Genomic DNA, 21,466 nt, shown 5'->3' on the forward strand with positions numbered 1-21,466 from the left:
CGCCGTTCTCAAGGGTTAATTTTTGAGCATAGAGCAGTGTGGCGTTTTAGCGACTGATATTTATGAAGTTTTGATGAAAAGAGAAAACACCGAAATGTGAGTTTGATCACTTCAGGTGCAGATGGCCGCGGGACCAAATCGTTGCCGCGCAGGAACTGAGCCGGCGCCTGGTGGTGGCATGGCGTCGGCTGCGGCCAAAAAGATGCCGGCTCAAGGGCCGGCATGACTTATAACCAATGTGGTAAACCCGCCGGATTAACCCGCCGCCAGCTCCTCCAGCTCTTCCCAACGGGCAAAGGCCGCTTCCAGCTCGCTTTCCACCGCCGCCAGTTGCTGCAGTGTTTGCTGGGTCACTTCCTCGGCCTGGGAGAAAAAGTCCGGGCTGTTAATGGCGTGCTGCAGCGTTTCAATCTGCTGCTCCAGTTGCTCGAGTCGGGCCGGCAGGCCGTTCAGCTCCTGTTGCTGCTTGTAAGACAGCTTCTTGCCCGAGGCTTTCGGCTTTTCGGCCCTGGCCGGCCCGGCTTTTTCTGCCCTGGCCGGGGCCGATGCGCTCCCCTCGGCCTGGCGTGCCCGCTGGGCCTGCATGTCCTGGTAGCCGCCCACGTATTCGTCGATACGGCCGTTGCCTTCAAAGGTCCAGCAATGGGTGGCGGTGTTGTCGATAAAGTCCCGATCGTGACTGACCAGCAGCAGGGTGCCCTGATAATCGGCGAGCAGCTCTTCCAGCAACTCCAGGGTTTCCACATCCAGATCGTTGGTGGGCTCGTCGAGCACCAGCAGGTTGCTGGGCTTTAAGAACAGCCGGGCCAGCAGCAGCCGGTTTTTTTCACCGCCCGACAACGCCTTCACCGGCGTACGAGCCCGCTTGGGCTCAAACAAAAAGTCCTGCAGGTACCCCAGCACATGGCGGGATTTGCCGCCCACCTCCACTTCCTGCTTGCCGTCGGCCAGGTTGTCCATCACGGTACGCTCGGGGTCGAGCTGCTCCCGGTACTGGTCAAAATAGGCCACCTCCAGCTTGGTGCCGCACTTGAGACTGCCTTGTTTGGGCTCAAGGCGTCCCAGCAACAACTTGATAAGCGTACTCTTGCCACAGCCGTTGGGGCCGACCAGGGCGATTTTGTCGCCCCGCTGCACCAGGGCGGAAAAGTCCTGAATCAGCGGCTTGCCTTCATAATCAAAGCCGAGGTGTTCGGCCTCGAACACAATCTTGCCCGAGCGGCGCACGTCATCCAGGGTCACGGACACCTTGCCGAGGCTCTCCCGGCGCTGGCTGCGCTCATTGCGCAATGCCTTCAGTGCCCTCACCCGGCCTTCGTTACGGGTACGACGGGCCTTGATGCCCTGGCGGATCCAGGCTTCTTCCTGGGCCAGGCGCTTGTCGAACAGGGCGTTCTGCTCCGCTTCCACCCGCAGCGCTTCTTCCTTGCTGACCAGGTAGTCGTCGTAGTTGCCGGGCCAGCTGGACAGTTTTCCCCGGTCGAGATCGAGAATGCGGGTGGCCATCTTGCGAATAAAGGCGCGGTCGTGGCTGATAAAGACAATGGCGCCACGAAAGTCCGTCAAAAAGCTTTCCAGCCAGGCGATGGCGTCAATGTCCAGGTGGTTGGTGGGCTCGTCGAGCAGCAGAATGTCGGGATCGTTGGCCAGCGCCCGGGCCAGCGCCACCTTGCGCAACCAGCCTCCGGAGAGATCCTTGAGCCGGGTGTCACCGTTCAGGCCCAGCAGGGTCAGGCTCTGGTTGATGCGGGTATCGAACTGCCAGCCGTTGGCGTGCTCCACCTGCTCCTGCAGCCGCATCAGCTCGTTCATGGCTTTTTCCGAGCTGTCGTGGCTAACCTGCTCCAGCTGGTGGTGGTAGCGGGCCAGCAGTTCGCCGAGCTCGGCCAAGCCGGCAGACACATAGTCGAACACCGTCTGATCGTCGTCCGCCTTGGGCGGATCCTGCTCCAGCCGGGCAATGACCACGTCCTGCTGCACCTGGCGGCGGCCATCGTCGAGCTGAATGTCGCCGGCGATCACCTTCATCAGGGTGGACTTGCCGGCACCGTTGCGGCCGACGATACACAGCCGCTCGCCGGCCTGAATATTGAGCTCCACGCCATCCAGCAGCGGTGCGTCACCGTAGGCCAGCAGGGCGTTTTGCAGGGTAAGCAGACTCATGATGGTTCCTGATTAAATGCAATAAGTTGGTCGGCGGTAAAGGGCCAGTCCAGCTCGGCACCGTCGGCCCGGCGCAGGACCGGAATGCGAAGGCGGTAGGCCGCCAGCCACGGTTCGTGGTCGATGATGTCCTTGAGCTCGGCCTCGGCGGCCAGCCCGGTCTGCTCCAGCATGGCCCAAGCCTGCTCACACAGATGGCAGCCGTCGGTAGAAAACAGCGTCAGTTTCATTGGTCACTCCAGCGGATTTCCCAGCAGTTATGGATCTGCGGATTGCGGGCAAAGTCCTTGGGCAGGGTTGAGCGGGTAATGTCCTTCGCTTCCAGGCCCAGGGCCGCCAGGCCCTCCATGTCCATCTTGAAGTTGCGCTTGTTGTTGGAAAAAATCAGCAGGCCGCCCTTGCGCAGGTGCTTGCTCAGCAGGTGCAGCAGCTCCAGGTGATCCCGCTGCACGTCAAAGCTGTCTTCCATCCGCTTGGAGTTGGAGAAGGTCGGCGGATCGGCGAAGATCAGATCATAATCGCCGTCGGTTTTCGCCAGCCAGCTCAGGCAGTCGGCCTGAATATAGTGATGGCGACGGCCGGTCATGGCGTTCAGCTGCATGTTGCGCTCGGCCCAGCCGAGGTAGGTTTTCGACATGTCCACCGTGGTGGTGGAGCGGGCGCCGCCCAGGGCCGCATGCACGGTGGCGGTGCCGGTGTAGGCAAAGACATTGAGCACGTCCTTGCCTTTCGCCAGCTCGCCGAGGCGCTTACGAATGGGTCGATGATCGAGAAACAGGCCGGTATCCAGGTAGTCGTGCAGGTTCACCAACAGGCGGACGTTGTGCTCCTGCACTTCCATCCACTGCTCGCGCTTGTCGAGCCGCTCATACTGTTCATTGCCCTTCTGACGGGCCCGCACCTTGAGCACCACCTTATTGCCGGGCACGCCGGTTACCGTCATGGTGGCCTGCACCAGGTCAAAGAAACGCGCCCGGGCCTTGTGCTCGGGCACGCTCTTGGGCGCGGCGTATTCCTGGATCACCAGATGATCTTTATAGCGGTCAATGGCGGCGTTGTATTCCGGCAGGTCCGCATCATACAGGCGGTAGCAGTCAATGCCCTCGCCTTTTGCCCACTTGTCCAGCGCCTTGAGGTTCTTGGCCAGGCGGTTGGCAAAGTCTTCCGCCAGTGGCCGCGCCGGCCGGGCGTCCTCGGCAATGAAATAGTTGCGCAGTTCGCAGGCGAGCGCCCCGTTAAACAGCTTGTAGGTTTTTTCCGGACGCAGGCGCAAACAGCTGAGCAGTTCGGGGGAGCTGGAGATCAGGCTGACATGCCAGCCCTTGAACTGATCCCGTAACCTGTCACCCAGGCTCTGGTGCAGGCCCAGCAAGGAGGGGAACTCGCTGAGCCGCTCACCATAAGGCGGGTTGGAAATCAGCCAGCCCGGCTGTTCGCTCGGATTGTTCAGCTCGCTCACCACCCCTTGGGTAAAGTGGATGAGTTGCGCCACGCCGGCGGCTTCGGCGTTTTCCCGCGCAAAGCTCAGCACCCGTTTGTCCTGATCAACGCCATGGATCACCGCTTCGGCCTTGTTCAGACCGCGGGTGGCGCGCACCGTGGCCTCGGCGTGCAGGCTCTGCCACAGCTCACGGTCGTGACCGGACCAGGCCATAAAGCCAAAGCGAGGACGCAGCAGCCCCGGTGCCTGATCGGCGGCCATGAGGGCGGCTTCTATCAGCAGGGTGCCGGAGCCGCACATGGGATCCACCAGCGGACTTTTGGCATCCCAGCCGCTGCGCAACAAAATGGCGGCGGCCAGGTTTTCCTTCAGCGGGGCTTCCCCCTGCTGCTGGCGGTAGCCACGCTGGTGCAGGGCCGGGCCGGACAGGTCCAGGGTAATGCTCACGCGTTCCCGCTTCAGGTGCGCCAGAATACGAATGTCGGGAAACCGCTTGTCAACACTGGGCCGCTCGCTCCGGCGCTTGCTCAGGCGATCGACGATGGCGTCTTTTATTTTCAGGGCGCCATATTGAGTGTTGGTGATGGCACGGTTGCTGCCGGAAAAGTCCACCGCAAAGGTCTGGCCTTCCTGAATATGCGTTTCCCACTCTATGTTGCTGGCGCCCAGATAGAGGTCCATGTCGTCACGCATGGGAAAGTCGGCCAGCTGCAGCATGATGCGCGAGGCCAGCCGCGACCACAGGCAGGCTCGGTAAGCGACCTCCAGTTCGCCCTGAAAGGCCACGCCGGCCACGGTTTCCTGCACCTGGCTGGCGCCAAGGGCTTGCAGTTCATCAGAGAGTAAGGATTCCAGGCCCTTGGGGCAGGTAGCAAAAAACGGCAGCATAATCACGCATGGTCAGAAATAGAGAGGCCGCATTATACATGAGTGGATGAGCGATTTCTGCGGATTAATGGTGCAGCCGGCCGCCACGCCCCCTGCTCAGCAGTTGAACATCTTGCCGTTTTGTTGAGCGAACGAAATAAAGTTTCAATCGGGGGCTTGCCTTTGGTGACGGGGATCACTAGTATGCACCACCTGAGGACGCGGGATGGAGCAGCCTGGTAGCTCGTCGGGCTCATAACCCGAAGGTCGTCGGTTCAAATCCGGCTCCCGCAACCAGTTCTCAGAATGTGTACGTTGTAGTGTTACCGGCCGCGGGATGGAGCAGCCTGGTAGCTCGTCGGGCTCATAACCCGAAGGTCGTCGGTTCAAATCCGGCTCCCGCAACCAATCGGTTAACACCAACGACACAACAGCATTATCAGTTACTGGCGCGGGATGGAGCAGCCTGGTAGCTCGTCGGGCTCATAACCCGAAGGTCGTCGGTTCAAATCCGGCTCCCGCAACCAACTGATAACTGCAAAGCAATGACAAAGTGATTACACCGGCCGCGGGATGGAGCAGCCTGGTAGCTCGTCGGGCTCATAACCCGAAGGTCGTCGGTTCAAATCCGGCTCCCGCAACCAATCCGGTGAACACACTCCCCTGCCTTAGTAATACTCCCCAGATTTAAAAATACCGCATGTGAAACCACATCGGCCGGCTTCAGCCGACCCGACGCATTTCCTGTATCTGCATGTCTGTTTCAAGGCTGAACAGCCTGTCGTTCATCACCTTGATGGCACCAAACACCGGCAGTTTCTTTGAGTCACTCAAGAGCACGTCCGCCGACAGGGAAATACACAACGACGCCGACGGCGAGGTTTCCACCACCATCATGGTCAGCCGGCGCTCGCCGCTGTCGAGGCCAATCAGTTCCCCCAGCTGGGGCTGATGGTAATCGGCCTGAGGTTCGAAAAACCAGCTCTGGGGCATCAATGGTTTATAAAAGCGGGCCACGGCCACGCCATTAAGCGCCGCCTGCACCCGCCGGGAGGGCGTGGCCACACAGCTGAGTTTGTCGAGAAAGGTATAATAGAGCCCGGTGTCTTCCACCGAAAAATTCTGCCGCAGCGTGTCGGCGCAAATCAGTTTTTTTTGTGAATAGGGAGTGGCAAAGAGCATCTCCTCTCCCAGATCCAGCATCAGGTGCCGGTCTGCGCCGACAAACCAGCACCATTGATCATTTGGTTGTAGCAGCATTCACACACCTTGTGAAAATAAAAAATTTCCCCCAACGCCTTAAATATATATTGAATTTTGTGGTTGAGGGAAAATTATTATGACAGCTTACAGATAGGTGGCCAGGTTTTGTACCAGTTTCGGGCCATGATAAATAAAGCCGGAGTATACCTGCACCAGGCTGGCGCCGGCGGCCATTTTTTCCCGGGCGGCGGTGAGCGAGTCGATGCCCCCTACCCCGATGATCGGCAGTTTGCCATCAAGCCGGCGCGACAGCTCGGCAATGACCTGGGTGCTTTTGTTCTGCACCGGACGGCCACTGAGGCCACCCGCTTCCTGGGCGTGGGGCAGCTCAAACACCAGCTCCCGGTCCAGGGTGGTATTGGTGGCGATCACGCCATCGAGCCTGAACCGCACCAGGCTGTCGGCAATCTGCTCAATTTCCGCCTCGTCCAGATCCGGCGCTATCTTGACCACCAGCGGCACCTGCTTGTGGTATTTTTCTGCCAGTTGCGCCTGCTTTTCTTTCAGGGAGCCCAGCAGATCATCCAGGGCATCGCCATATTGCAGCGAACGCAGATCCGGCGTATTGGGCGAAGAGATGTTCACGGTAATATAGCTGGCGTGCTCATAGGACTTCTCCATGCAGATCAGGTAGTCGTCCTTGCCGTGCTCGATGGGCGTATCCTTGTTTTTGCCGATATTGATGCCCAGAATGCCGTTAAAGCGGGCGTTCTTTACATTTTCAACCAGGTAATCAATGCCCCTGTTATTAAAGCCCATGCGGTTGATGATGCCTTCGGCGGGCTTGACCCGGAACAGTCGGGGCTTGGGGTTACCGTCCTGGGGCCGGGGTGTCACCGTGCCCACTTCCACAAAGCCAAAACCCATGGCGGCAAAGGCATCGATGCATTCGCCGTTCTTGTCGAGGCCGGCGGCCAGGCCCACCGGGTTGCTGAAGGTCAGGCCCATCACGTTCACCGGATTATGAATGGCCGGACGACGATACAGCGCTTCCAGCGGCGTGCGCTGGGTTTTGGCCAGCGCCTTGATGGTCAACTCGTGGGCATGTTCGGGGTCACACTGAAACAGCAGGGGTTTTACCAGGGAATACACGTTTCGCTTCCTTATAAAAAAGCCCCGGTCATGGCCGGGGCTTTTGTTCGTGGCCGCCTGCTCAGGCGGCGTTCACACAATTGAGATGCAGCAGGTTCAGTTCGCGCAGGGCGACGGAGAACTGGGCGAATTCATGGCTGCCGGAGGTTTTGAAGTCCGCCAGCAGGTGTCGCCAACGATTGAGCAGCTGCTCATGCTCATCAAGCCACTGGGCGAGCATGGTATCGCATTCCCCTTTTCCTTTACAGTTTTTCAGCACGACCGAGGTCAGGCTGCGCTGCTGGAAGTCCAGATCTTCCCGGAACGAGGCCCGGGCCAGGGCCTGCCAGTGGTTGCCCACCGCCTGCTGGTTGATCTGATCCAGGAACCAGTGCAGCTCAAGCTCGGCGCCAAGGTGGAAATACACCCGGGCGGCGCCCTGAATATCCTGCTGGTGTTCATGGCTGATCTGGGCCAGATCCAGCGCCGAGAACAGGGTGCTCATGTGGGTAACCCGGGCGGCAAGGGACTCGGGGACGCCCTGCTCCCCCAGGCGGGAAACCTGGTTCTTGTGCTCGGTTACCTCACTGTCCACCATCACCTCGTACAAATGCTTGCCGAGGGCATCATAGGCGGGCTTGAACTGGGCAATGGTGTCTTCCAGCCCCTGGTTACGGTTGCGGTTGCGCAGGAACCAGCGGGTGGCGCGGCGCACCATGCGCCGGCACTGGTAGAACATGCGCAACTGCAGATCGGCGGGCACCCGGTTGTCCAGGGCTTCAATGTCTCGCAAAAGCGCGTTCAGGCCAAACACTTCCCGGGCAATCATAAAGCTGACGGCGATGTCGCCGATACCGGCCCCGGTTTCGTCGAGCATCCGGTTGGCAAAATTGCAGCCCATGTCGTTGACCATGATGTTGGCCAGACGGGTCGCTATGATTTCACCGCGCAGCGGGTGCGCCATCAGCGCCTCGCCAAAGCGGGCTACCAGTTTTTCCGGCATGCTGGCCGGCAACAGCCGGGCGATATAATCGTTATTGGTGATCTCGGGAATATTGAGCATGTCCTTCAGCACCATCTTGCCATAGGCCACCAGAATGGCGAGCTCGGGCCGGGTCAGGCCGCGGTTGGCGGCCATGCGCTCGGCCAGCTCTTCGTCACTGGGCAAAAACTCCAGGCCCCGGTCCAGACTGCCTTCTCGCTCCAGCCAGTGCATAAAGCGCTGGTGCTCCTTCAGGGCCTGGGCGCCTCTGTGCTGGGTGATGGAAATGGTCTGGGACTGGCGATAGGCGTTGGTGAGCACGATGTCCGCCACCTTGTCGGTCATGTCATACAGTAACTGATCCCGGTGTTTCTGGGTCAGTTCGCCTTCGGCCACCAGCTTGTTCAGCAGGATCTTGATGTTGACCTCGTTGTCGGAGCAATCCACTCCGCCCACGTTGTCGGTAAAATCGGTGTTGATGTGCCCGCCCTTGCTGGCGTATTCAATACGGCCAAGCTGGGTACAGCCCAGGTTACCACCCTCGCCCACCACGCGGGCCCGCAGATCTTCACCGTTGATGCGCACGGCATCGTTGGCCCTGTCCCCCACGTCGGTGTCGGTCTCTCGGCGCGACTTGATGTAGGTGCCGATACCACCGTTCCACAGCAAGTCCACCTGGGCCATCAGCAGGTGGCGGATCACCTCGGTCGGCGTCAGGCTGGCTTTCTGGGTACCCAGCAGCTTTTTCATCTGGGGCGACAGGCTGATGGACTTGGCGGAGCGGGCAAAGACACCGCCGCCCTCGGAAATCAGCGACTTGTCATAGTCGTCCCAGGTGGTGCCGGGGGTGGTGAACAGGCGCTGGCGCTCTTGATAGCTGGCGGCGGCATTCGGCTCGGGATCGATAAAAATGTGCAGGTGGTTAAAGGCGCCCACCAGCCGAATGTGTTTCGACAGCAGCATGCCGTTGCCGAACACATCGCCGGCCATGTCGCCGATGCCGACACAGGTAAAATCGGTGCTCTGGCAGTCGATGCCGAGTTCCCGAAAGTGGCGCTTGACCGACTCCCAGGCGCCCCGGGCGGTAATGCCCATTTTCTTGTGGTCATACCCTACCGAGCCGCCGGAGGCAAAGGCATCGCCGAGCCAGTGGCCATATTCCGCACTGATGCCGTTGGCGATGTCGGAGAAGGTGGCGGTGCCCTTGTCGGCGGCCACCACCAGGTAATAATCGTCCTCGTCGTGACGCACCACGTTTTTCGGCGGGATCACCTCGCCGTTGATGATGTTGTCGGTCACATCCAGCAGACCACGAATAAACAGCCGGTAGCAGTCCTGGCCTTCCTTGAGAAAGGCGGCCCTGTCCCCTTCCGGCAACTGTTTACACACAAAGCCGCCCTTGGCGCCCACCGGCACGATCACGGTGTTTTTCACCTGCTGGGCCTTGACCAGTCCCAGTACCTCGGTACGAAAGTCTTCCCGGCGGTCGGACCAGCGCAGGCCGCCCCGGGCCACCTTGCCCCAACGCAGGTGCACGCCCTCTACCCGCGGCGAATAAACAAAAATTTCGAATTTGGGCAGCGGCAGCGGCATCTCGCTGATGGACTCGGGGGCCATCTTGAAGGAAATATAAGGCTTGGCGGCGCCGTCGGCGGCAGGCTGGTAGAAGTTGGTTCGCAGGGTCGCTTCGATCATCTCCATGTAGCGACGAATAATGCGGTCATCATCCAGGTTGGCCACCTTGTCGAGCTCGTCCAGCAGCTCCTGGTGCAATGCCTGCAGTTGTTTGGCATTTTGCTTGCGAGCGGGCGACAGCCGCTGTTCAAACAGGCGGAACAACAGACAGGCCAGGTGCGGATAGCGGGACAGGGTTTCCTCGATGTAGGCCTGGCTGAAGGTGACGCCGGTCTGGCGCATGTAACGGGCATAGGCCCGCAGCACGCTCACTTCCCGGCCGGTGAGCGGAGTGGCCAGCACCAGGCGGTTGAAGCCGTCGTTTTCCAGCTGGTTGTTCCAGATCTGGGCAAAGGCCTGCTGAAAACGCTGCTGGCTGGCGTCCAGCTCGAGCGGGCCGCGCGGATGCAGCATGGAGAAGTCGAGGATCCAGAAGGTTTCTTCGCCGCAATCGATTTCGTAAGGGGTTTCACCAATCACCCGCAGTCCCAGGTTTTCCAGCATGGGCAACACATCGGACAGGTGAATGGGCTCGGCCCGGTGGTAGAGCTTGAGCCGCACCCGGTTGGAGTCCTGCCCCTGCTCCTGGGCCCGGTAAAACAGCATGCCCAGGCGGTTGTCGTCACTGAGGGCCTCAAGCTGTTCAATGTCGGCCACCGCCGAGCCCGGGATCACGTCTTCGGTATATCCCCGGGGAAAGGCCTGGCGATACTTGTTCTTCAGCCGGTTGCCTTCGGCCTCGCCAAAACTGGCGGACAGCGCCTGCTCCAGCTTGTCGTCCCAGCTGCGGGCGGCTTCGATCAGGTTTGACTGGATCTCGTTCACATTGATGTCCATGGTGTTGTTCTGCACGCGGATCAGGTAATGAGTACGGGCCAGCACCCCTTCCGAGAAATAGGTGGTGAACTCCACCTCTTCTTCCGAGCCGAAATAGCGCTGGAAAATACGCTGGGTTTTTTCCCTGAGGGCGGTGTTGTAACGCTCCTTGGTGACATACACCATGCAGGAAAAGAACCGGCCAAACAGATCCCGGCGCACAAACAGCCGGGTCATGTCCCGCTCCTGCATGGCGAGCACGCCCATGCCGATCTCCAGCAGTTCGTCTTCCCGGGCCTGGATCAGCTCGTCCCGGGGATAGGTTTCCAGAATGTTGAGCAGTGCCTTGTAGGCATGGGAGCCCTCTTCCAGCCCCGAGGCATTGATAATGCGCTTGAGTTTTTCGCCGATAAGCGGGATCTGCATGGCGCTGGTGTTGTAGATGCTGGAGGCATAGAGGCCGATAAAGCGGTCTTCGCCGATCACATTGCCCTTGTTGTCAAAACGCTTGATGCCGATGTAGTCGATATAGGCGGGCCTGTGCACCCGGGACTTGTGGTTGGTCTTGGTCAGCACCAGTATGTTCTGGCTGAGGGCTTCTTCCCGGGCGGTGGGCGTGAGGGTGCTCAGACGCAGGCCGTCGCTGTGCTGAATGTTGCGCATCAGCCCCAGACTGGTGTCGTGCTCCGGCACCAGCTCGTGATCGCCTTCAACGGCGGAGATATGGTAGCGACGGTAGCCCATCAGGGTAAAATTGTGATTGACCACCCAGCGCAGGAACGACAGGTTTTCTTCCACCTCCTGGGGATCATGCTTTTTCAGCTGGCCGGGCAAGGCCTTGATCACCTCGTTCAGCCGTTTGACCATGGGCTGCCAGTCATCCACCGCCAGCGCCACTTCCTCCACCACCGACAGCAGCTCGTCGCGTAACTGATCGCGTTTTTGCTGTTCGGGCTGGCGATCGATTTCGATCAGAAACGCGGTTTCCACCCGGTTTTGCTGGGCCTTGTCCTTGCTGGACAAAATGCGCTCCAGCCGACCCTGCTTGTCCCGCACCAGGTGCATGGGCTGGTGCAGCATCAGATGAGCGGTAATGCCCAGGCGGCTCAGCGCCATGCGGATGGAGTCTACCTGAAAGGGCGCATCGCGCAGCACCAGCTCCACAATGGTATGGGGTGACTGCCAGCCATGGCGGGACAGCTCGGGGTTGTAGACCTGCACATGAGGGCGGTTGTCGGGTCGGGTTTCAAAATCGTTCCACAGGTTGATGGCGGCGCCGTAAAGATCACTGTCGTTGCGGTGATGCAGATCATCGTGGGTCATGCCGCTGTAGAGTTTGGCGACAAAGGTCTGTACCAGGGGAGCGGTCTGTTCGGGAAATTTTTCACTGACCAGTTGTTCGACATTTTCCAGCAGCACGGAAGTAGTGGCATCATTAAAAGTCATGGTTTCGGATTCCTCGAGAACGGGCATTGACCATGGAGAAAAGCGTAGCCAATGGGGCAGTCATTTGACCCCTTGGAATGGGGTCCAGTGTATGCCCGGTGTTTGGGGAAAGCGAGAAGTGCACGGGGAAAGAATGTGAAAAATATCGACCGGATCACTGGCGTACGGAATATATACACTGTGCCGCCGACATAATTGAATTTATATTCTTAACAGTGGCATATTTCCCTGGTTAATATTTTTCAGCCCGTTCTGAAAATAACAACGCGGAGCCTGGCTCCGCGTTTTTTACCCTGTCAGTCGCTGCAATTGCTGCAGGGCATTGCCCTCATCCAGCACCACTTCAAAATGGCCGTTCAGGCCGCCATGGCCCACGAAACGGCGAAAGTGATGCAGGGGCAGCTGCAATCTCAGCCCCTGCTCCGTCATCACCGTCAGGGCGGATACCCGGCCGGTGTAGTAATGCTGCAATTCGGTGGCGGAAATGGCCAGCCGAAAGCGAAGCCGTCGCATCAATCCAGGGCCTTGCTTATCTTCTCGAACAGATCCCGGGACAAGTCCGGCAACGCCATCAGCCGCTGCAGTCGCGCTCGGATCAGCGCCTGACGGGCATCATCGAGCCGGCTGAACTGAATAAGTGGGGTCAGCAGCCGCGAGGCCACCTGGGGGTTGCTGCGGTTGAGCTGCTCCAGCACCGCCACCAGCAGATCGTAACCGGCCCCGTCGAGGCGATGAAACCGGGCCGGGTTGCCCTGACAGAAGGCGCCGATCAATGCCCGAACCCGGTTGGGATTGCCCAGGCTGAAGGTAGGATGGCTCATCAGCTCACGCACCCGGTCCAGGGTGTCGGCGCCGGGCGCCGTGGCCTGCAACCGGAACCAGTTGTCCAGCACCAGGCCATCGTGACGCCACTTTTGCTCAAAGTCCGCCAGCATGGCATGGCGGCAGTCGAGTTCACCGCGCACCGCGGCCCGCATGGCCCCCAGGGTGTCGGTCATGTTGTCGGCACTGTCATACTGGCTGGCCACCGGCTGCTCGGCACCGGTCAGGGCCAGGTAACCCAGGGCGGTATTTTTCAGCGCCCGGCGGGCCATGTCGTGGTGATCGATGCGGTATTCCGGGGTCAGGTTGTCGTCATGGGCCTGCTGCCAGGCCGGCAACAGCGCCTCGGCCAGCTCTCGGGCCAGGTGCGCGCGCACCTCGGCCAGGTGTTCGATATCGACCTGGTCAAACAGCTCCAGCAGGCTGGCCAGATCCGGCAGCGTCAGCATTTCGGCCTTGAGCGCCCGATCCATGGCCCGATCTTCCAGGGCACAGCGGAATACGTCCAGCAGGCTGCGGGGCAGAGCCAGGGGTTCCCCCCGCTGCCGCAACGCAACGTTGCGGCGCACGGTGTCGTTAATGAGCATCTGCACCGCATCCCAGCGCACAAACTCATCCAGGCTGACCCGGGCCAGCAACGACAACTGCTCGTCGCTGTAGGGATAATCGAGCTTCACCGGCGCCGAAAAGCCCTGCAGCAGGGCCGGTACCGGGCGGGAGGGAACCTGTTCAAATACAAACTCCTGCTCGTCTTCCAGCACGTCCAGCACCGCATCCACCGAGTGGCCGTTCATCATCAGCGGTACCGGCTCGCCCTGCTCGGTATAGAGTGCCAGGCTGAGGGGAATGTGCAGGGGCAGTTTTTCCGGCTGATCCCGGGTGGCGGGCGTGTGCTGTCGTACGCTCAGGGTATAACGGCCGGTATCGGCATCAAAGCGGTCGCGTACCGTCAGTACCGGCGTGCCGGACTGGCCGTACCAGCGCTTGAAGCGGGTCAGATCCCGGCCGCTGGCCTCGCTCATGGCGGCCACAAAGTCGTCACAGGTGGCGGCCTGGCCGTCGTGGCGCTGCAGATAAAGCGCCAGGCCTGCCTGGAACGCCTGCTCGCCCAGCAGGGTGTGCAGCATGCGGATGACTTCCGCGCCCTTTTCGTACACCGTCAGGGTGTAGAAGTTGTTCATCTCGATCACCGCATCGGGACGAATGGGATGGGCCATGGGGCCGGCGTCCTCGGCGAACTGGGGGCCACGCAAAATGCGCACGTTGTGAATACGGTTCACGGTGCGAGAGCCCAGATCGGAGGAAAACTCCTGATCCCGGAACACCGTCAGCCCTTCCTTGAGGGACAGCTGGAACCAGTCCCGGCAGGTGACCCGGTTGCCGGTCCAGTTGTGAAAATATTCATGACCGATCACCCGTTCTACATCCAGGTAGTCGTCGTCGGTGGCAGTCTGGGCATCGGCCAGCACAAACTTGGCGTTGAACACGTTCAGGCCCTTGTTTTCCATGGCCCCCATGTTGAAGAAGTCCACCGCCACTATCATGTAGATGTCGAGATCGTATTCCAGGTTGCAGCGCTGCTCATCCCAGCGCATGGAGGCCTTGAGGCTGTCCATGGCGTGGCCGGCCCGGTGCAGGTTGCCCTTGTCGACAAAAATTTCCAGCGCCACCTCGCGGCCGCTGTGAGTGGTGTAGCAGTCGCGCAGCACATCAAAATCCCCCGCCACCAGCGCAAACAGGTAGGCGGGCTTGGGGAACGGATCCTGCCACTGCACCCAGTGCCGGCCGTCATCGAGCACGCCCTGCCCCACCCGGTTGCCGTTGGACAGCAGGTAGGGACAGGTGGTGGCATCAGCGGTAATGCGGGTGCTGAAACGGGCCAGCACATCGGGCCGGTCCAGGTAATAGGTGATGCGCCGAAACCCCTGCGCCTCGCACTGGGTGCAGTAGGCATTGCCGGACTTGTACAGGCCTTCCAGGGCGGTGTTGGCGGCGGGGTTGATGCGGTTTTTAATGGTCAGCACGAATTCCTGAGGCACCTGAGGCAGCACCAGGCTGCCTTCACCCTGCTCGTACTGGGTGGTGTCCACACCGTTTATCGAGACCGACAACAGCTCCAGCTGCTCACCGTCCAGCACCAGCGGCTCGTTGTGCTCACCGTTGCGGCGCACCCGGCTGATGGCCACCACTTCGGTAGCGGTGTCGTGCAGCTGAATGTCCAGATCCAGGGTATCAATCCAGTAATGGGGCGGCTGATAATCGTCGCGATATTGCACCTGAGGTTGGCTTTGGCTCATAGTGAATCTCGTTGAATGATGAAGGGGAATAACGTGAAAAAACGGGGCCACCCGGGCCCCGTCTGACAAACACTCAGCCCAGCAGGTTGGCCAGATCGGCGGTAATGCGGGCCGCTTCCTGCAGGTAGCTGTCTTCGGGCTCGAAGTCCTTGGGCGCGTCGTCCAGGGTCTCCACCGGCTTGAGGTTGGCCCGGCGCAGGCGGTCGTTGAGGCGCTCCAGAGACTTGGCATCCTGCTCGTTCAGCTCGGCCTTGCGCTCGGCCAGGTTAAGGGACACCGAGTCCTTGTCTTTCAGTTTCCGGTATTCGCGAATGTCTTCAAACACATAGGCGAATTCGGGATCCTGCTCAATGCGGGCCTGGTGGCGCTGACGCAGTTTGGGCAGGTAAGGCGACAGGTCCCGTACATGAGAGAAGTCAAGGCTCTCTATTTGATCCCAGGGCAGCGCGTTTTTCTCCAGGCTTTCGCCGGTTTCCTCGGCCTCCACCGCAGTGGGGAACGGAATATCCGGGCTCACGCCCCGGTTTTGCGTGCTGCCACCGTTAATGCGGTAGAACTTGGCGATGGTAAACTGCACAAATCCCATGGGGCTTTCATACAGATCGTAGATGCGTGACAGGCTGCGGTGCTGCTGCACCGTGCCCTTGCCAAAGGTGTTTTCACCCAGGATCACCGCCCGGCCGTAGTCCTTCATGGCGGCGGCGAAAATCTCCGACGCCGAGGCGGAATAGCGATCCACCAGCACCGCCATGGGGCCGTCGTAGCTGACCCGGTTATCATCGTCGCCATTCACCGAAATACGGCCGAGTCCGTCGCGGATCTGCACCACGGGACCGCTGTCGATAAACAGGCCGGTGAGTGATGAGGCCTCGGTCAGGGCGCCGCCGCCATTGGCGCGCAGGTCAATGACCAGCCCCTGAATATTCTGCTGCTTGAGCCTGTCGATTTCCCGGGCCACGTCCACGCTCAGGTTGACGTAAAAGCTGGGAATTTCAATCACCCCAATGCGCTGATCGTTCACCTCCAGCACCTTGCCGTTGGCGGCCCTGTCTTCCAGCCGCACCGTGTCCCGGGTGATTTCGACAATACGCGGCGTGGTGGCCACGGCCTGGCCGCGCTGAATTTGCAGCCATACCTTGGTGCCCTTGGGGCCCTTGATCAGATCCACCACTTCATCCAGACGCCAGCCGATCACGTCGGTGATTTTTTCGGCTTCTTGCCCTACCCCTATGATGCGGTCATCAGGCTGCAACTCGCTGGATTTGGCCGCCGGGCCACCGGGTACCAAAGAGCGGATCACGGTGTAGTCGTCTTCCGCCTGCAGCACGGCGCCTATGCCCTCCAGAGAGAGGTTCATTTCGGTTTCAAAACGCTCGGCGTTGCGCGGGCTAAGGTAACTGGTATGAGGCTCAATGGCCCGGGCAAAGGCGTTGGCAAAACTCTGAAAGGCATCCTCACTTTCACTCTGGGACAAGCGTTTGATGGCGTTGTTGTACCGTTTGGTGAGGGTGGTTTTTATCTCGTCCCAGTCCTTGTCGGCCAGGGCGAGACTGAGGGCATCGAATTTGACCCGCTTGCGCCACAGCTCGTCCAGCTCGCGCTGGTTCGCCGGCCAGTCGGCCTCGGAGCGGTCAAACTGGTAGTCTTCCGTGCCGTCGAATTGCATTGGCGTATCGAGCAACGACAGCGCATAGCTGAGGCGCTCGTAGCGGCGCTTCAGGCTCTCGTTGTACATGTCAAAGGCGGCGTCGAGCCGGCCGGCCCGCAGCAGATCGTCAAAACTGTCGCGGTAACGCTCGAAACGGCGCACATCTTCCTGGGTAAAGATGTTGCGGCTGAAGTCCAGGCTTTCAATGTAGCGATCAAAAATCGCCTCTGAAAAGGCATCATCCAGCCTGAACTGCTTGTAATGGGAACGGGTGAACAGCGCGGTAATCCGCTTAGCCGCAGCCGCATGCTGACTTTCCGGGGCCAGAGCGGGAATGGCATCGGCCTCAATGGCCGGCGTCACCGCCCGGGCCAGCCCGGCGGCCAGCACGGCGGCGGCCACCAGGGACAAACGAATTCCGTGACTGATCAAACCCTACTCCTCAGAGAACTATGTGATCGAACTTGACGCGTACCGACATGCCGGTTTTGAGCTCCACCTGAACATCGTCCCGGGTCACTTCCTTAATGGTAGCGGGAACCGGAGACTTGCCCAGCAATACTTTGACATTCTGCTCAACGGCGAGTTTCGCAGGATCGACCTTTTTCACCCGCGGACGGGGCTTTTTGCCGGCGGGCTTTTCCTTGCGCGGACCAAACACCTTTTCCTTGCTGTCTTTCAGCGCCTGCTTGGCGTGATCAATGTGCTCCTGGGTCAGCTCGCCGCAGGGGTTGCCGTCCAGATCAACCCGGCTCATGCCGGCCTTGAGGCCATGCAGGTAACGCCAGCTGGACGTGTACTGGCGCAGGGCGGTGCGCAGCAGGGTCTTGGATACCTTGGGATCCTCGGCCATGCGTTCTGCCAGATCCTGAAAGATACCTATCTTGAGCGGCTTGGCTTCGCCGTTGGCAATAAAACACGCGGGAAAGCGCTCGGCCAGGTAGGCGATGACTTCTTTACTGTTTTTCAGTTTTTCGGAGTTTTCCATGAAATACCTTGGGATTGGGACCAGTGGGCGCACCGCCCGTTGAAACCTTCACATTATAAGGGCCGCACGGACAAAAGCGACCCCGGCATGTTACAGCAGGGGCAGAACGGCGCCCACCAGGCCGGCCAGACCGGTCTCATCACACGCATCAAAGCGATCGTGGACCGGGCTGTCGATGTCGAGTACGCCCCAGACAACGCCGTTATCATCACTCAGGGGCAGGACGATTTCCGAGTTGCTGGCGGCATCGCAGGCAATGTGGCCGGCAAAGGCATGCACATCGGCGACGCGCTGCACCTGGTTGGTGGCAGCGGCAGTACCGCACACCCCCCGGCCCACCGGAATGCGCACACAGGCGGGCTTGCCCTGGAACGGGCCCAGCACCAGCTCATCCTGCTCACGCAGGTAGAAGCCGACCCAGTTGATGTTATCCAGCGACAGGTTCAGCAGAGCCGAGAGGTTGGCCAGTTTGGCAATGCGATTGGGTTCACCTTCGCACAGGGCCAGTGCCTGGGCGGTCAGGCTTTGATAAAATGCGTTTTTTTCACTCATGGTGTCAGCAGGTTGGCAATTTTGGCTTAACTTACCTGCCCTTTGGGAAAATGAAAACCAATGATGGTGATGGATGAATAAAAAAGAACCGAACAACGGCATTTTGCACTGGTCGGTGCTCACCGGCATGATGCGTCGCCACAAAGCACTGCTGATCAGGGCCCATTTGCTGGCCATTGCCGGCACCCTGCTGGCGGTGCCCGTGCCCCTGCTGATGCCGTTACTGGTGGACGAGGTGCTGCTGGAGCAACCGGGCACCCTGGTAGCCGGGCTGGACCCGCTGCTGCCCGAGGACTGGCAGACCGGCGTGGGCTATATTCTGGCGGTGCTGCTGATCACCCTGTTGCTGCGTTTTATGGCACTGGTGTTCAACATATTGCAGGGCCGGCAATTTGCCCGGGTGGCCAAGCACATCACCTTTCAGATCCGGCGCCGCCTCACCCGCCAGCTGATGCGCACTCCCCTGCGCCGCTTTGAATCGGTAGGGGCCGGCAGCGTCAGCTCCCATTACATCACCGATGTGGAAACCCTCGACAAGTTTCTGGGCGAGACCCTGAGCCGGTTGCTGATAAGCCTGCTGAGCGTGGTGGGCACCGCCGTGGTGCTGTTGCTGCTGAACTGGCAGCTGGGACTCTTTATTCTGCTGCTGAACCCGGTGGTGGTGTTTTTCTCCAGCCGGCTCGGCTCCAAGGTCAAGTACCTCAAGCGCAATGAAAACAAGGCCTTCGAACTGTTTCAGCAGGCACTGGTGGAAACCCTGGACGGCATTCAGGAAATTCGCGCCGCCAACCGGGAACGCCATTACCTGTTGCGGGTGATCGACCGGGCCCGGGGAGTACGGGACACCGCCATTGAATACCATTGGAAAAGCGAGGCCGCCGGCAAGGCCAGCTTTTTGCTGTTTTTGTCCGGGGTGGAGCTGTTCCGGGCGGTGGGCATGATCATGGTGCTGTACACCGATCTCACCGTGGGCCAGATTTTCGCGGTATTCAGTTATCTCTGGTTCATGATGGGCCCGGTGCAGGAGCTGCTGAACATGCAGTATTCCTTTTACGCCGCCGATGCGGCCCGCAAGCGCATCAACACCATGCTGGCCCTGGGAGATACCGTGGAGCCGGTGGGCCGGTTCAACCCCTTTGCCGGCGTCACCACCCTGCCGATAGAGGTGCGCAACCTCAGCTTTTCCTACGACGGTGAACGCCGGGTGCTGGATGACATCAGCCTGAGCATTGCCGCCGGGGAAAAGGTGGCCCTGGTGGGCGCCAGCGGTGGCGGCAAATCGACCTTTATTCAGCTGCTGCTGGGCCTCTACCCCGCCGACAGCGGCGACATTCGCTTTGGTGGCATCAGCAGTGCCGACATCGGCTTTGCCACCATTCGCGAGCACGTGGCCACGGTACTGCAGCAACCGGTGCTGTTTAACGACACGGTGCGCGCCAACCTGAACCTGGGCGATGATCACGATGATGCCGCCATCTGGCAGGCGCTGAAGGTGGCGCAACTGGATGAGGTGATTGCCGCCACGGACAAGGGGCTGGATACCGAGATCGGCCGCCGGGGCGTGCGGCTCTCGGGGGGACAGCAACAACGGCTGGCGGTGGCCCGCATGATCCTGAAAGATCCGGCCATTGTGATTCTGGATGAAGCCACCTCGGCGCTCGACACCGACACCGAGCAGCGGCTGCACCAGGCGCTGTCGGGCTTTCTGCACGGACGGACCACCCTGATTGTGGCGCACCGGTTAAGCTCGGTGCGCCAGGCGGACAGGGTTGTCGTGTTTGAGGATGGCAAAATCAGTCAGTCAGGCACGCATGTTGAGCTGCTGGAACAACCGGGGCTGTACCGGACGCTGTATAGCTGATGCAGCAGGCTGACTGCCTGCCTAGGCTCCGTCAGGCGACGGCCTTGACCGTCTCATCGGCGGCGTTATCGCCCTTGCCGGTTTTTTTGACGGGCTTTTTCTTCGGTCCAGCCAGTTCGGCCTGGTGCTGGGCCAGAAACAGCGCCAGCGCTTCCCGATCCGCTTCATTCAAGGTAACCGGTGCGTTTTCCAGTACGGTTTCAATGTGTTCCGCCATATCCAGCAGGCGGTCGTAGGCATCCGCCTCTTTCTTGTTGGTAAAGGTCATTTTTTCAATTCCGTTTCGCACTACGCGATATTGAACTTCTACGGCCATGATGAGCTCCTTATCTGTATATACATACAGTAATCAGCCTGTTTCCGAATTGCAAGCCACTCTGACCACGCAATTTTCCGGCCATGGCTGGCGGACTCAGGATTAAAGTCTAAAATTTATACAGAGGGCGCCCGGCGTCGGGTGTTCTCTTACTAGCGCACGGCTCAGCTAATGAGCCATTCCCCTGAGCCAGGTACACGGAATTTGTACCTGGCTTTTTTTGTTCTTAAATTACGTCCGCCACATTATTATGTTAAGTAACCCGCCATTTTAATGGCTTAGGTTATTTCCAGATTGCACTTGGTGTGAGTTTGGCTATGATTAAACTCTCTTTTGTATGTTGGCATAATATTTATGTTTACCCTGGCTGCCGAACTGCGTCATACCATGTCCTTGCTGGAGTCTGCCCTGGCCGCGCTGAACCGTGAGATTCTACGCCAGGCGGGCGATTTGCCCGTGGCCACCTGTTATTGCCTGCCCGAGGTTGCCCTCGGCAAAGAGCACGAGCCCGTTGAGCATATTCAGGTGCAAGCGCAACTCACCGGCAGGCCAGCCCTCGACGCCGCTCTTTCCGCCTTTGGCCGCTGGCACCTGAAGGCCGACTGCTCCGCCAAGGCCAGCTTTCGCCTGCCCGGCTTTATCCTGCTGCCCGGCGCCAGCCGAGCGCTGCTTGAACAACAGGTAGCAGAAGTTAACCGGCTTAAACTGGCCTTTCGTACCCTGGTGCAGCAATTGGATGATAAAGACAAGAAATTTACCCTGGTGCACCATACCTTTCCCGGCCTTATTACCCTGCAGGTCTACCGCCAGCTCACCCTGCTGCCCCATACTGCTTCTCGGCTGGGCTTTACCTGGGCCAACAAGCAGATCATTCAGAAGGTGGACAAGGCCAGGCTCGTGGAGCAGCTGATGCAAAGCCGCCACAGCCCTCCCCCGCTGACGGACGCGCATACCTGGCAGCAATGCGTAGACCGGGAAATCTACGATGTGAAACGGCTGCCCGCTCATGTGGAGCTTAGACTGCGCCGGCCGGTGAAAACCCATCCCATGGTCAACGTGCGCTGGAGCGAGCCACTGACGCCCCGCCAGCAGCAATTCAAGGCCCATTTGCCCTTGCTGCTGTGCCAGGACGAGCTGCCCGCCATCACTCACCTGGGTGATTACCCGCCGGCCAAAGCCCGCAAGCAACGGGCGGCGCGCATTGGTGGCGAGCCGCTGATCCCGCGGCTACATATTTATCCTTTCGAGCCCTGACACTG

General features: G+C 59.8%; 14 protein-coding genes and 4 tRNA genes. 6 read left to right on the forward strand and 12 right to left on the reverse strand.

Annotation, left to right across the window (positions count from 1 at the left end; all coding sequences use genetic code 11):
- Positions 1-255: 255 nt before the first annotated feature.
- The 3 genes from GU3_RS10670 to rlmKL are packed head-to-tail and all read right to left on the reverse strand — an operon-like array spanning position 256 to position 4,492.
- Positions 256-2,163, reverse strand: a complete 1,908-nt coding sequence (locus GU3_RS10670; protein ID WP_014292548.1) for an ABC transporter ATP-binding protein — start codon at positions 2,161-2,163, stop codon at positions 256-258.
- Complete coding sequence (locus GU3_RS10675; protein ID WP_014292549.1) at positions 2,160-2,393, reverse strand: glutaredoxin family protein; 234 nt, start codon at positions 2,391-2,393, stop codon at positions 2,160-2,162. The genes GU3_RS10670 and GU3_RS10675 overlap by 4 nt, the downstream gene beginning before the upstream one ends.
- Complete coding sequence (rlmKL, locus tag GU3_RS10680; RefSeq protein ID WP_014292550.1) at positions 2,390-4,492, reverse strand: bifunctional 23S rRNA (guanine(2069)-N(7))-methyltransferase RlmK/23S rRNA (guanine(2445)-N(2))-methyltransferase RlmL; 2,103 nt, start codon at positions 4,490-4,492, stop codon at positions 2,390-2,392. The genes GU3_RS10675 and rlmKL overlap by 4 nt, the downstream gene beginning before the upstream one ends.
- A gap of 199 nt (positions 4,493-4,691) precedes the next feature.
- On the opposite strand from rlmKL, the gene GU3_RS10685 reads away from it, so the two are divergent.
- The 4 genes from GU3_RS10685 (at position 4,692) to GU3_RS10700 (ending at position 5,115) form a co-directional block, all read left to right on the forward strand.
- Positions 4,692-4,768 (forward strand) — tRNA-Met (locus tag GU3_RS10685).
- A gap of 34 nt (positions 4,769-4,802) precedes the next feature.
- Positions 4,803-4,879, forward strand: a tRNA-Met gene (locus GU3_RS10690).
- Between the two features lie 42 nt (positions 4,880-4,921).
- Positions 4,922-4,998, forward strand: a tRNA-Met gene (locus tag GU3_RS10695).
- Between the two features lie 40 nt (positions 4,999-5,038).
- A tRNA-Met gene (locus GU3_RS10700) sits at positions 5,039-5,115 on the forward strand.
- 79 nt (positions 5,116-5,194) lie between these two features.
- On the opposite strand, the gene GU3_RS10705 is transcribed toward GU3_RS10700, so the two are convergent.
- The 8 genes from GU3_RS10705 to GU3_RS10740 all read right to left on the reverse strand — a co-directional run bounded on the left by GU3_RS10705 (position 5,195) and on the right by GU3_RS10740 (position 18,030).
- A complete protein-coding gene (locus GU3_RS10705) occupies positions 5,195-5,731 on the reverse strand; it encodes a cell division protein ZapC (protein WP_014292551.1) in 537 nt (178 codons plus the stop codon).
- An 87-nt stretch (positions 5,732-5,818) separates the two neighbouring features.
- On the reverse strand, positions 5,819-6,826 hold the full coding sequence (gene pyrD, locus GU3_RS10710; RefSeq protein ID WP_014292552.1) for a quinone-dependent dihydroorotate dehydrogenase: 1,008 nt from the start codon (positions 6,824-6,826) through the stop codon (positions 5,819-5,821).
- Between the two features lie 61 nt (positions 6,827-6,887).
- Entirely contained in the window at positions 6,888-11,723 is a 4,836-nt protein-coding gene (locus GU3_RS10715) for an NAD-glutamate dehydrogenase (protein ID WP_014292553.1), read from the reverse strand.
- A gap of 288 nt (positions 11,724-12,011) precedes the next feature.
- On the reverse strand, positions 12,012-12,236 hold the full coding sequence (locus tag GU3_RS10720) for a DUF2835 domain-containing protein (protein ID WP_014292554.1): 225 nt from the start codon (positions 12,234-12,236) through the stop codon (positions 12,012-12,014).
- The gene (pepN, locus tag GU3_RS10725; RefSeq protein ID WP_014292555.1) at positions 12,236-14,842 is read right to left on the reverse strand and encodes an aminopeptidase N; all 2,607 of its coding nucleotides are present in this window, start codon (positions 14,840-14,842) and stop codon (positions 12,236-12,238) included. The genes GU3_RS10720 and pepN overlap by 1 nt, the downstream gene beginning before the upstream one ends.
- A gap of 73 nt (positions 14,843-14,915) precedes the next feature.
- Positions 14,916-16,922, reverse strand: coding sequence for a carboxy terminal-processing peptidase (gene prc / locus GU3_RS10730; RefSeq protein WP_041543132.1), 2,007 nt, complete (start codon positions 16,920-16,922; stop codon positions 14,916-14,918).
- A 10-nt stretch (positions 16,923-16,932) separates the two neighbouring features.
- On the reverse strand, positions 16,933-17,478 hold the full coding sequence (gene proQ, locus GU3_RS10735) for an RNA chaperone ProQ (protein WP_014292557.1): 546 nt from the start codon (positions 17,476-17,478) through the stop codon (positions 16,933-16,935).
- Between the two features lie 90 nt (positions 17,479-17,568).
- Positions 17,569-18,030, reverse strand: a complete 462-nt coding sequence (locus GU3_RS10740) for a GAF domain-containing protein (protein ID WP_014292558.1) — start codon at positions 18,028-18,030, stop codon at positions 17,569-17,571.
- A gap of 73 nt (positions 18,031-18,103) precedes the next feature.
- Here GU3_RS10740 and GU3_RS10745 point away from each other — a divergent pair, with 73 nt between their 5' ends.
- Positions 18,104-19,891 (forward strand): ABC transporter ATP-binding protein, encoded by a 1,788-nt coding sequence (locus tag GU3_RS10745; RefSeq protein ID WP_014292559.1) that lies wholly within the window; start codon positions 18,104-18,106, stop codon positions 19,889-19,891.
- A 31-nt stretch (positions 19,892-19,922) separates the two neighbouring features.
- Here GU3_RS10745 and GU3_RS10750 read toward each other — a convergent pair whose 3' ends face one another.
- On the reverse strand, positions 19,923-20,207 hold the full coding sequence (locus GU3_RS10750; RefSeq protein ID WP_014292560.1) for a YebG family protein: 285 nt from the start codon (positions 20,205-20,207) through the stop codon (positions 19,923-19,925).
- A 354-nt stretch (positions 20,208-20,561) separates the two neighbouring features.
- Here GU3_RS10750 and GU3_RS10755 point away from each other — a divergent pair, with 354 nt between their 5' ends.
- Complete coding sequence (locus GU3_RS10755) at positions 20,562-21,461, forward strand: DNA replication terminus site-binding protein (protein WP_014292561.1); 900 nt, start codon at positions 20,562-20,564, stop codon at positions 21,459-21,461.
- Positions 21,462-21,466 lie beyond the last annotated feature (5 nt).

Origin of the sequence: Oceanimonas sp. GK1 (assembly GCF_000243075.1) — a bacterium.
Classification (GTDB): domain Bacteria; phylum Pseudomonadota; class Gammaproteobacteria; order Enterobacterales; family Aeromonadaceae; genus Oceanimonas.

What these genes read in the sequence shown, in the direction of transcription:
- GU3_RS10675 (WP_014292549.1), bottom strand. Translation starts at nt 2,393, where the DNA reads ATGAAACTGACGCTGTTTTCTACCGACGGCTGCCATCTGTGTGAGCAG.
- proQ (WP_014292557.1), bottom strand. Translation starts at nt 17,478, where the DNA reads ATGGAAAACTCCGAAAAACTGAAAAACAGTAAAGAAGTCATCGCCTAC.
- rlmKL (WP_014292550.1), bottom strand. Translation starts at nt 4,492, where the DNA reads ATGCTGCCGTTTTTTGCTACCTGCCCCAAGGGCCTGGAATCCTTACTC.
- GU3_RS10705 (WP_014292551.1), bottom strand. Translation starts at nt 5,731, where the DNA reads ATGCTGCTACAACCAAATGATCAATGGTGCTGGTTTGTCGGCGCAGAC.
- GU3_RS10745 (WP_014292559.1), top strand. Translation starts at nt 18,104, where the DNA reads ATGAATAAAAAAGAACCGAACAACGGCATTTTGCACTGGTCGGTGCTC.
- pepN (WP_014292555.1), bottom strand. Translation starts at nt 14,842, where the DNA reads ATGAGCCAAAGCCAACCTCAGGTGCAATATCGCGACGATTATCAGCCG.
- GU3_RS10750 (WP_014292560.1), bottom strand. Translation starts at nt 20,207, where the DNA reads ATGGCCGTAGAAGTTCAATATCGCGTAGTGCGAAACGGAATTGAAAAA.
- GU3_RS10670 (WP_014292548.1), bottom strand. Translation starts at nt 2,163, where the DNA reads ATGAGTCTGCTTACCCTGCAAAACGCCCTGCTGGCCTACGGTGACGCA.
- GU3_RS10720 (WP_014292554.1), bottom strand. Translation starts at nt 12,236, where the DNA reads ATGCGACGGCTTCGCTTTCGGCTGGCCATTTCCGCCACCGAATTGCAG.
- GU3_RS10715 (WP_014292553.1), bottom strand. Translation starts at nt 11,723, where the DNA reads ATGACTTTTAATGATGCCACTACTTCCGTGCTGCTGGAAAATGTCGAA.
- GU3_RS10740 (WP_014292558.1), bottom strand. Translation starts at nt 18,030, where the DNA reads ATGAGTGAAAAAAACGCATTTTATCAAAGCCTGACCGCCCAGGCACTG.
- GU3_RS10755 (WP_014292561.1), top strand. Translation starts at nt 20,562, where the DNA reads ATGTTTACCCTGGCTGCCGAACTGCGTCATACCATGTCCTTGCTGGAG.